Below are 2,725 nucleotides of genomic sequence, written 5' to 3'. Positions count from 1 at the left end.
GCGTTGGCCTGCTCGTAGATCACCTGGAAGTTGCGACCCAACTGGGTGATGAACTCCTGGCAGGCCACCGAACCGGCACCGCCCCAGAAGTCACCGGCAGCAAGCACATCGCGAACGATGGCCTGGTGCTCAGCCTCCAGAGACGCGGCCTGGGCCCGGATCAAGGCACCGTGGGCGTCGACATCGCCGAACTGGTAGTTAATGGTCATTGCTTAACTCCTTAAAAGTGTTGGACAGCAGTAGTTTTCGGCTGCTAGCTGCTCAGGATCTGCTGCGAGGCCTGCTCTTGCTGCTCGTAGTTGTTCGCGTCGCGGATCAGCCCGTCGCGCACCCCGTGGAGCATGTTGACGATGTTGCGGAAGGCCTGGTTGACCTGACCCATGGTGTCGTACGAGGTGGCCTGCGCCTGACCACTCCAGCCCGAGCCGGCGATGTTCATCGACGACGCCCACATCTTGCGGGCCTCGTCCTCGACGGTCTGGGCGTGAACCTCGAAGCGGCCCGCCATCGCCCGCATTTCGTGCGGGTCGGTCATGAAACGTGTTGCCATGTTGGCTGTCTCCTTTTATTGCGTGAGTACTCAGATACTTGCGGTGATTACGACGATGGCCGGACCGGTTACGCGCTGGCGAACCGCCGAGCCGAATACAAAAGGATGATCCCCCCTTCCCGTCAGCCGGCGGCCACCGGTCGCTGTAACACGGTGAGACGGACGTCAAACCCGAACTCCGGCGTTTGAGTTGTCCGGCCGTCAGCCCCCGAGATCATCGGTAGCTGGGCGGTCAGGCGGCGGAAGACCACGTCGATGACGTCCGGTCCCAACCATCCAACCGCCGGTCCGATCAGCCCGCAGCAGCTGCGTTGGCTGCCTCGGTTGCAGCGTAAGAGCCCGAGCTCATCGACAGAGTGTTCACGAACGCCTCGTGAATGGCGGCGGCCTGAGCGCTGACCGCCTGGTACATCTGCGCGTGCGCTGCGAACTGCGCCGCCGTCAGCGCCGACACCTCGTCCGCCGCCGCCGGAACAACTCCGGTCGTGGGGGCGGCTGCAGCCGCGTTCTGAGCGCTCAGCGTTGAGCCGATGGCCTGCAGGTTTCCGGCCGCCGCAGCCAAAGCCTCAGGCTGTGTGGTCACGAAAGACATGCTTGATCCCTCCTAAGTTCAATCCCCGACTCTGCAGAGAGTAGATGACGGCGGCCCTTCAAGCTCTTTCGGAAGCCGCCTGTTTGCAACTGTTCATGTGACGGTACGACGAATTCATTTTTGGTAACGCCACAGTAACAGCGTCCGGCCCGGCTCGCCTTCCTTTCAGCTTCGTCACAGCAAACTGTGACGGAGTCGTTGGAGAAAGACCCTGGTCGACGTCTGCCGGGGTGATGCCGCAGGGCAGGCCCCTTAAAAATCCGATTGTCATTATTTCCCGACGATCCGCTAGCAACCGGTGGACGGCCCGCCTGCGGTGATCACGGGTACACCGCAACCGGCCTGCGGCCGCAGAGTCTCCACCCGTAGCCGACCCCCTCTGTTAACCCGTAGGTCATGTTGTCGAGCGACCGGCACTGGTTATCCGGCGAAGGGGGGTCGGGCCATGACAGTGGGGCGGAACCCGTATCGGGGTCCGGCACCGGCGTGGGTGCCGCTGCCGATGCCGGCCAGGGGCATGCCACCGAGCAGGTTGCCCGGTCCGGCGGCGCCCTCGGGGGCGGCGCTGATGGCGCTGACCGGGATGGCCGAGTGGGTCATCGCGGGGATCGCCGGGCCGCCGGTCCAGGCCACCGGCACCGACAGCTTGCCGCCGATGGAGGCCGCACCGCCGATGGCCGCCGCCGGGTGCACCGCGCCGGCGCCACCGCCGAGCAGACCACCCAGCCCACCCAGGCCGGGCAGGGCCTTGGCCGCCGCCGGGGCCGCGCCCCCGATCACGCCCAGGGTCTTGGCCATCTGCACACCGAAGTTCCCCATACCAACACTGAAATACGGCAGACCCTCGGTGTTATAGAACAAACTGGCGAACGGACTGTAGCCGTTGATCGCGCTGCCCAGGCTGGTCGGCAAGGTCGACTGCCCCGTCAGCAGGTACCAGATGTAGCTGAACGGATCCTGGGTCGCCTGCGATGCGGCGTTGGTCGTCGCGTTGGTCGTGGCGGTCGTGGTGGGCTGGGCCAACGACTGCAAGACCTTCGAAGTGTTGGTCGCCGTCGAGTTCGTCGCCGCGCTGGTGACCGCGGCGCTCTGGGTGGCCGGAGCGGTGTCTTTGGAGACCTTGGGCGCCGCGCTGAACTGCGTGAGCTTGGTCGACGTCGCCGACTGGCCCGCATAGCTGTACATCGCGCCGGCATCCTGCGCCCACATCTCGCCGTATTGGGTCTCCAGCTGCGTGATCAGCGGGGTGTTCTGCCCCAACACGTTGGTCGAGATCAATTGCGCGGTCTGGGCCCGGTTGGCCGCGATCAGCGGCGGCGGCACCGTCGCCGCCAGCGCGGTCTCGTAGGCCGCGGCCGCCGCCTGCGCCTGGGTAGCCGCCTCCTCGGCCTGCGCGGCCGTCGTCGTCATCCAGGTCACATACGGCTGCACCGCGGCGGCCATCGACGCCGACGCCGGCCCCAACCAGTCCTCACTGTTGAGCGAGGTGATCAGCTTCTCATAGCCCAGCGCCGCCGCATTGAGCTCCGCCGCCAGCGCATTCCACGCCGACGCCGCGGTCATCAACGACCCCGACCCCGGAC

Annotated in this window: 4 protein-coding genes; all 4 read right to left on the bottom strand. The window is 65.9% G+C overall.

Features of this window, described 5'->3' with window-relative positions:
- The coding region (locus tag A9X04_RS14315; protein WP_067306347.1) for a WXG100 family type VII secretion target at positions 1 to 209 on the bottom strand (209 nt) is incomplete at its 3' end.
- Positions 210 to 253: 44 nt separating this feature from the next.
- Positions 254 to 550 (bottom strand): WXG100 family type VII secretion target, encoded by a 297-nt coding sequence (locus A9X04_RS14310; RefSeq protein ID WP_007168951.1) that lies wholly within the window; start codon positions 548 to 550, stop codon positions 254 to 256.
- Positions 551 to 842: 292 nt separating this feature from the next.
- Positions 843 to 1,142, bottom strand: a complete 300-nt coding sequence (locus A9X04_RS14305; protein ID WP_007172607.1) for a PE family protein — start codon at positions 1,140 to 1,142, stop codon at positions 843 to 845.
- Positions 1,143 to 1,562: 420 nt separating this feature from the next.
- Positions 1,563 to 2,725, bottom strand: a 1,163-nt coding sequence (locus tag A9X04_RS14300) for a PPE family protein (RefSeq protein ID WP_067921373.1), incomplete at its 5' end; no start/stop codon positions are given.

Origin of the sequence: Mycobacterium sp. E3247 (assembly GCF_001667785.1) — a bacterium.
Taxonomy (GTDB): domain Bacteria; phylum Actinomycetota; class Actinomycetes; order Mycobacteriales; family Mycobacteriaceae; genus Mycobacterium.
The sequence above is the reverse complement of the archived record's forward strand: the minus strand, read 5'-3'. Positions and strand labels throughout refer to the sequence as shown.